The organism is Mesorhizobium sp. M0870 (genome assembly GCF_040319775.1).
In the GTDB taxonomy this organism is placed as follows: domain Bacteria; phylum Pseudomonadota; class Alphaproteobacteria; order Rhizobiales; family Rhizobiaceae; genus Mesorhizobium.
In genome coordinates, this window is record NZ_JAMYOI010000064.1 from 1 (window position 1) to 7724 (window position 7724).

The 7724-nt window shown below is 59.6% G+C and carries 4 protein-coding genes and 3 pseudogenes; 2 read left to right on the top strand and 5 right to left on the bottom strand.

What is annotated here, in order from left to right; translation table 11 throughout:
- Nucleotides 1-133: 133 nt before the first annotated feature.
- From NKH97_RS32930 to NKH97_RS32950, 5 genes and pseudogenes are all read right to left on the bottom strand, one after another.
- On the bottom strand, nucleotides 134-826 hold the full coding sequence (locus NKH97_RS32930) for an OmpW/AlkL family protein (protein ID WP_352799907.1): 693 nt from the start codon (nucleotides 824-826) through the stop codon (nucleotides 134-136).
- 187 nt (nucleotides 827-1013) lie between these two features.
- A pseudogene (locus tag NKH97_RS32935) lies at nucleotides 1014-3126 on the bottom strand (prolyl oligopeptidase family serine peptidase).
- A 147-nt stretch (nucleotides 3127-3273) separates the two neighbouring features.
- A pseudogene (locus tag NKH97_RS32940) lies at nucleotides 3274-3444 on the bottom strand (IS5/IS1182 family transposase); the annotation flags it as partial.
- Nucleotides 3445-3627: 183 nt separating this feature from the next.
- A pseudogene (locus NKH97_RS32945) lies at nucleotides 3628-4953 on the bottom strand (IS1380 family transposase).
- Nucleotides 4954-5074: 121 nt separating this feature from the next.
- Nucleotides 5075-5623 (bottom strand): cupin domain-containing protein, encoded by a 549-nt coding sequence (locus NKH97_RS32950; RefSeq protein ID WP_352799910.1) that lies wholly within the window; start codon nucleotides 5621-5623, stop codon nucleotides 5075-5077.
- Nucleotides 5624-5799: 176 nt separating this feature from the next.
- Between NKH97_RS32950 and hisD the strand changes: the two genes are divergently transcribed.
- Both hisD and NKH97_RS32960 read left to right on the top strand, forming a co-directional pair.
- Complete coding sequence (hisD, locus tag NKH97_RS32955; protein WP_352799913.1) at nucleotides 5800-7101, top strand: histidinol dehydrogenase; 1302 nt, start codon at nucleotides 5800-5802, stop codon at nucleotides 7099-7101.
- Between the two features lie 284 nt (nucleotides 7102-7385).
- On the top strand, nucleotides 7386-7724 hold a 339-nt coding region (locus tag NKH97_RS32960), incomplete at its 3' end, for a transposase (RefSeq protein WP_352799916.1).

Sequence of the window (7724 nt, forward strand, 5' to 3'; positions counted from 1 at the left end):
GGCCTCCAATCCAGCCAGCATCTTGAATCACAAACATCCGGCTTTGGGAATCCTACGATTCTCTCAAAATAGGAATCGCTCTAGGCGCCCTCACATTCAGCTCGGCGGTCAGCAAGCGCTTCGCCTTTCGCTATCAGAAGCGGTAGGTGACACCTGCGCCTATCAACCAGGGATCGAGCGCCGCTTTTCCCGTCAGTTTCGCCCCGGCCACCGTGACGTCGAAGTCTGGCTTCAGGAAAAGCTTCTTCACGTCGAAGTTGACGCCCCAGTGCCGATCCACCATGTAGTCGAATCCGACCTGCAGCGCGGTGCCGAACGCGTCCTTAACATGGAGAGCATCGGCACTGCCGGCATCTTGGTTATAGAAGATCGTGTAGTTCACGCCGGCGCCGACATAGGGCTTGAACGCGCCCAAATTGGTAAAATGATACTGCAATGTGAGGGTAGGCGGCAGCAGCCAAACCTTGCCGATATTGCCCAGGCCGCCGACCGTTCCTTGGCCCTCGATGTTGGCATAGGTGGTGCCGAGGATAAGCTCGGCGGCGAAGTTGTCCGTGAAGAAATAGGAGATATCGAGTTCCGGGGTCACGGTGTCCGAATAGGAAAGGCCGGAGCCGGGCACCGCATTGACGTAGCCCGAATCCTTAGTGATGACCCCCAACCCACGCAGGCGGATCTGCCAAGGGGTTGGCGCTTCCGTGACCGAGACCCCTGCCTGCGGGACGCTTGCGGCTACTGGAGGCTCCGCCGCGACGGCCTGCTGTCCCACCATCATGAGGAAGGCCGCCGTTACTCCTCGCGCCACGCCCATTCGCTTTTTCGCCATGATATTCTCTCCGTTACAATTGTAAATGATGCACTGCACTATTAAGAACTTCCTCTGATTAACTTATATTGACCGAGTCTCGTGCTCAATGTTGCATGAGACTGCGCCGACATCACTTGGGCGTTCCCGCAATCATCGACCTGTGCTCACTTTATGTGAAACGTTGCTTTTGTTGGGTCCCGGCCACCTATCGAACGCGATGGTCTTGCCAGCTGATCGCGCTGCGAAGGAAATTGTTGCCCAGGGCAATGAAGGCGGCCCGCTCCCGATTGTCCTTGCTGTTGCCGTGCCCGCCCGCGCCGGGCTCGTAGAAAAGCGGGATAGCCAAGAGCCTGCAGCTTTGCGGCCATCTTACGCGCGTGGGCCGGATGGACGCGGTCGTCCCGCTTCCTGGTGGCAAGCAGGATCGGTGGATAGGGCTGTCCGGGCATCGCGGCGTGATAGGCGGAGATTTCCTTCAGGAAAGTCCAAGCTTCCGGCTCGTCGGGATCGCCATATTCGTCAATCCAGCTCGCGCCCGCCAAAAGCTTGGTGTAGCGGCGCATGTCGACAAGCGGAATTGTGCAGACCAGCGCGCCGAAACGCTCAGGGTAGCGGGTAAGCATATTGGCGATCAGGAGGCCGCCATTTGAGCCGCCTTCGGCGGCAATCCGCCCCGGTCGCGTAATGCCCCTCCGCACGAGGTCGGCCGCAACGGCGGCGAAATCGTCATGGGCGAGACGCTTGCCCTGTCCGCGCCCGGCTTCGTGCCACTCGTCGCCTCCCCGAATGTTGGCCACCACGCACGAGCCGCAGCGTTCGAGCCACAGCTTGCCGATCGAAGAGTTGTAGTAGGGCAGGAGCGATATGTCGAACCCGCCATAGGCGGTGAGCTGAACCGGGGCATCCCCGTTTCCGTTCGCCGGGCCGACCTGCGTATAGGGGATCATCTCACCATCACTCGAGACTGCCTCCTGGCGGGTGACCACCAGCCCGGATGCGTCGAAATTCTCCGGGTTACGCTTCAGGATCACTGGCTTACCGAGAGGCGGCGCGTCATTGAGGTCCAATAGGAGCAGCTGCGGTGGCGTGATCGGGTCCTGAGCCGAAACGAGGATCTCTCCATTGCTCTCGTGATCTTCCGCATCGAGTGACCACAGGTGGACAGTCCTTCGGCGGGCACGGTGTCCAGGGCTCGGCGCGTCCATTCCTGCCGGCCCGGAGTGAACGTCTCGAAACGCGGAACTGCTAACCAGGTAGGAGATGATGAGCTTCCCGTCGTTCCAGAAGAATGACTGCAGGGAGCGCCTCTCGCCAGGTTCGAACAGGGTGACAAAGCCGCGCTCGCCGGCGATGAAAGAGGAAAGCGAGATGCCGATCAGTACGTCGGAGGCATAGGTCGTCCCTCCCACCGTCCAGGGTTTGCCCGGCTTTACCGTGAGCCAATCGCCGAAGACACGCCACCAGGCGTCCCGAGGAAAGTCGATTTCAATCTTCGGCCCGCTCTTGTCGCCGGTTCGGACTATCTGCTCGAAGAAGCCAGTATTCTCGATGAACCAAAGGCGCTCGCTCTCGGCGGTGCGGTCCACATAACCAGACACGCCTAGAGATTCGGAACAGCCGGTCTCGAAGATTGGCGGCGCGGTGAGGGGATCCGCGCCACGCTTCCACAGCCGCACGGTGCGCGCGTAGCCGGAACGGGTGGCCATGCCAAGCGCACTGGAAAGCAGAAGCGTGTCAGGGCCGAGCCAATCAATGTCGCCCTTGGCCTCCGGGAGATTGAAACGGTCGGCGACAAAGCTCAGAGACCCCAAATCGAATTCGCGATGCACGACCACGTCACTGCCGCCGCGCGACAGGCGCAGAACGGCTCTTTCCCGTCTCTCCGGCTCGATCGACGCGCCGCCCCAGATCCAGTCCTCTCCGTCGCTAACGGCGAGGGCGTCCAGATCGAGCAGTACCTCCCATTGGGGATCCGCCTTCATGTAGGCGGCAAGGGTGGTCCGGCGCCACAGGCCGCGCGGGTTACGGGCATCTTGCCAGAAATTGTGGAGGTGCTGACCGCGGCGCGTGATCAGGGCAATCTTGTCGGGACGGTCGAAAATCGCTGTCAGGACGTCGTGGTCGCGCTCGAACTGCGTTCCACCGAAGTGGCCCAGTGTCCTGGCCGACTGGCTGGCGGTCCAGTCAAGTGCCGGTTCGCCTTTTACATCTTCGAGCCAAAGATAGGGATCATCGTCGGGAGCATTCAAAGTTGTTCCGTCTGCTCGGGAAAGCTCATTATTTGCGGCGGCGAGCGCATGTTCGGCGAGTGTGATCATGGATGAGTTCTCCCAGTCTGCGGCGCGGCAACGCGTTGGCGCATAGGACTGCATGTGTCGTGCCAACTAGGAAAATCGTTTCAGAACAATGCGACCACTCTGATAGCGCTGTGTCTCATGTCCGACATCGTCGAAGATCCGACAATGACTGCAACCATAGCCGCCATGCCGCGTCGTGCGCCCGTCCATCGCGGAACTGCGGCCGCTCGTGTTCTGCGCTACATGCGGCGTCACCCTCATCGAGCGCAGCTCATTGACGAAGTCTTCCGCGTCGTGGGCCTTGTCGGCGCCGAGCGTGATCGCCTGTGGCCGCTCCGCTCCTGCTAGCCGCCTTGATGCACAGCGATGAGTTTTCGGTGGCCTGAAGCGGCGATCTGTTCGCCGTTGCAGTGCTTTTTACCAACCCTCTTGGTGCGACGGCTGTGAGCCGTCGTGATGGAAGGCGGGGGTTTGCGGGTTGCGGTCGGCGGGTTTGTTTTTCGGGGCGTCAGCGCCCCATCGTTATGTCGCGAGTTGGGGGATGCGATCGAGGACGATGCGCAGGATGCGCTGGTCGGGGCAGGATGTCGGCAGGTGCAAGCGGATTTGCGTCTTCATCTCGACCACCCGCGCGGCGATCTTGATGAGGCGCAAACGCAGCGTGTCGAATTGGGCGACGGCAAAGCTGGAACGCTTCGGCATCGCGGCGCGCAGGCCCCCACATCATCCAGTAGGCGCCGGCATGCAGGAACAGCCGGAACTGGTTGGCTGTGGCTCTGGTGCAGGATGTGCGGTCGGCGGCGAGATGCGTCTTCCACGATTTGATGTGGTTCTCGGCCGCTCCGCGCCGGCAGTAAAGGTCCGCGTAGAGCGCCTTGGCCTTGCCACCGGCCAGATTGGTGACGATGAAGCGGGTGTCAGTACCTTGGGCACTGACCTCGACGCGGGCGATGATGCGCTCGACGCGGCTCCAGCTGGCTGCGCCGTCAAAGAACTCCTTGAAGCGGCGGACCTTGTTCGTTTTCGCCGATGCTCAAAACGCGTCAGCGTGCTGGCTTCCAGATCCGCGACATGCTTGCGCAGCGTCGTGGTGGGCGCCAGCCCGAGGATGAAGTCGACATCGTTGGCGCGGCACCAGTCGATGACCAGTGGACTGCAATAATGGCCGTCGGCCCGGATCAGGATCCGTGTGTTCGGCCAGTTGCTCCGGATCGCCCGCACTAGGCGGCGCAGGTGGGGGCGGATCTCAGCCCCGCTCGGTCGCTTGGCCGGCCGAAGAACCGCACCGACGAACCGGCCGTCGCCATCGAACACCACGATCGGCTGGAAGCCGTATTCGTCGTAATGGGCGTTGAACAGGCGCAATTGCTGGCCGCCATGCACGGCATCAAAGGTGTCGTCAATGTCGAGCACGATCCGCTTCGGCACCTGCCGGAAAGAGGCGCAATAGAGGTCGACCATCGCCCGCCCCATGGCGACCAGCTCCCGCACGCCGGGCAGGTTCTCTAGCCGGCACAGCGTCGATTGGGAGGCCAGATCCCGGCCCGACGGCAGCGCATCCTGGGCCATCTTGAAGACCGGATCGGAGCGCAGCCGGTTAGCGTCGTTGCCGTCCTCGTAGCCGGCGGCGATCATCTTCATGCGAAAGCCGATCATGTCGGCCAGGCTGTGGACGACCTGGTCCGCCCAGCGCGGATCGTCGATGCAACGCGCCAGACGGTCGGCCACACCCAGCCGCTTTTCCACTTCGGCCAGAGCCAGAACACCGCTGTTGGACGACAGCATGCCGCCGTCGAAACGGGCGACCACGGACTTGCCGCCCACTGATGACAAACCGCTCAGCGGCAGTGTAAGATCGTCATGGCGGGTGTGGTCTCCGGGAAATGATTCGGATCGGCTTAAGCAACCAAATCCGACGTCATTTCAATGGCTTGCACCACATCCGCCAACCCACCATGAATTTTTCGGGCTAGTAGGTGGGTGGCGTAATCGCACTTAAGATTTCGCTTCGCCCGTCGTGAACATTCCGAAATCGATGTGGCAGACGGCTATCAAAATAGTAGCCATCGCCTGATTGGAGTATTCGCTTTTGGTTTCCCACGGACACCTCGACCATACCAGATAGAACCATGCCGGCTTCTTGCGCTGCATGACTGAATTCCTCACCGCTATCTGCCCCAGGAGCATATCGTTCATGCAACATGAGCAGTTGGCGGTTCGGATGATCGAGCCCGATGACCCGATAAGAAATTGTTTTTATCTTTCCAATCTCAACGAGGTCTGCTGCCGCGTAGAAAGGCGAATAGGGAAGGCTCGATTGCAGATCAGAAAAGAAGCCAATAAGCGTCGTACCAAGTGCGTCCAGAACAGCACCCAAGGTGTCGACCGAAGGGCTCATCCGGTCTCTCTCAATTAGCGATATTGTGGAATGAGATATCCCTGAACGAGCCGCTAGCTCTCTCACACCAAGGTTCCGCCGACGACGCAGTTCACGAAGTTTGCTCCCAAGTTGAGGCATTTGTCAGTTCCGTTAATGATTTGATCAGGAGGACCATGAAAGTCCCACGAGAAAGGCGACGAGGGACGGGTTGTCCGATTGATTGGTGATTATACTGAACACTTGGTTTGATGCAATTGCCAGCCTGATCCGATTGCACGATGCTGCCTTCCATCATCCCACGTAAGGAGGTTTTGATGTCGTCACGTCTCGAGGGTCTGAAAGGTAAATTCACCCAGATCAAGAAGCCGACCCGAGACGCCGTCTCAGACTCGGCCCCAGTCGAGAAAACCGTAAGGGACATCATTGCGAACGTCCGTGAGCGCGGAGACGCTGCAGTTCGCGAATATTCGCTTGCCTTCGACAAGGCTGACGTCACGAACTTCGAAGTCAACGAGGAGGAGAAGCAGAAAGCTGTCGCCGATCTCGATCCGCAGACCCGAGAAGATACCGAATTTGCCATAGTCAACGTCCGCCGCTTCGCCGAAGCTCAACTGGGTACCATTTTGCCGCTTGAAATCGAGAGCCTCCCCGGTCTTCACCTCGGTCACCGCGTAATTCCGATTGAGACTATCGGCTGCTATGTGCCGGGCGGTCGCTATCCGCTTCTGTCGGCTCCGGTCATGACCATCGTACCGGCCAAGGTCGCAGGCTGTGATCAGGTCATCGCCTGCCTACCGCCAAATGCCCATTCCGCGATGATCGCCGGCTGCCACCTTGCTGGTGCGGACCGCATTTTCCGCGTTGGCGGAGCCCAGGCAATTGCGGCAATGGCCTACGGCACTGAGACCATTCCGGCAGTCGACAAGATCGTCGGCCCGGGCAACGCCTTTGTCAATGAAGCGAAGCGCCAAGTGTTCGGTCAGGTCGGCATCGACCAGCTCGCTGGCCCGAGCGAAATCTTCATCATCGCTGACGAAACCGGCAATGCAGCAACCATCGCGACCGATCTGTTGGCGCAGGCCGAGCATGATGTGCGCACCCGTGTTGGGGTTGTGACGACTGACCGCAAGCTTGCTGAAGACGTTCTCAAGGAAGTAGAAAAGCAGCTGGAAGATCTGCCGACGGCTCCGGTGGCAGGCCTCGCTTGGAAAGATTATGGCGAGATCACTGTGGTTGAAAACGAAGAGACCATGATCGAATACGCGGATTATATTGCAACGGAGCACCTGCAAGTCCACACCCGCGATCCGCAGGCAACCGCTAAGAAGCTTAGGAACTACGGCTCGCTCTTCATCGGTGAACTGGCCAGCGTCGTCTATTCGGACAAGTGCTGCGGTACGAACCACACCCTGCCAACTATGGCCGCAGGCCGTTACACCGGCGGCCTCTGGGTTGGTTCCTACGTGAAAATTGCCACCCATCAGTGGCTGGACGAGCGCGGCGTTGCCGCCGTCGCTCCGGCCGCTGTGCGCCAGAGCGCGACCGAAAAGCTGGAAGGCCACCGCCGCGCAGCTGCGTTGCGCCTTAGCCCCAAGCAACTTGCCGAGGAGATCTAATCCTATCTGGAACAACCGCTGTGAACAGAGGGCCGTCAGGAGAAGCTGATGACCCTCTTTCGCGTTTTTAAAGGGCAATTGAGAACCGCCGAAGATCCCGCGAATAGTTTTCTCAGAAGCAAACAATCCGTGTAGCTCTGAGCTTGCCCTAAGTTTTGTCCGGTGTTGGTTCGCCCCACCGTTTGGGGAGTCTGCAGGTCTTGCCGAAGGCTCTTCGAAGTGACGTTGCCCCTTTGGCTTAATCCGGTTTGAAGTTCGCTCTGGCCCAACGCGAGGACCAGAGAATGAAGCGCAGCCGTTTCAGTGAAGAGCAGATCATCGGGATTTTGAAGGAGCACGAGGCCGGAGTTTCGGTGGCCGATCTGTGCCGCAAGCACTGGGTCAGCGACGCCAGCATCTACAAATGGAAGGCGAAGTATGGAGGCATGGACGTGTCGGAAGCGAAGTGGCTGAAGACGCTAGAGGATGAGAACGCTCGTCTGAAGCGACTCCTGGCGGACGCGATGCTCGACAATGCCGCTTTGAAAGATCTTCTCGGAAAATGTATGGTCCGCCCCGTCCGTGCAAGGGTTCGCGACATCGTCGATGACGATTCCAGTTGCATAAATGTATCCGGCCTCTCG

Coding starts and splice junctions, on each gene's coding strand:
- NKH97_RS32930 (WP_352799907.1), bottom strand. CDS start 826: ATGGCGAAAAAGCGAATGGGCGTGGCGCGAGGAGTAACGGCGGCCTTC.
- hisD (WP_352799913.1), top strand. CDS start 5,800: ATGTCGTCACGTCTCGAGGGTCTGAAAGGTAAATTCACCCAGATCAAG.
- NKH97_RS32950 (WP_352799910.1), bottom strand. CDS start 5,623: ATGCCTCAACTTGGGAGCAAACTTCGTGAACTGCGTCGTCGGCGGAAC.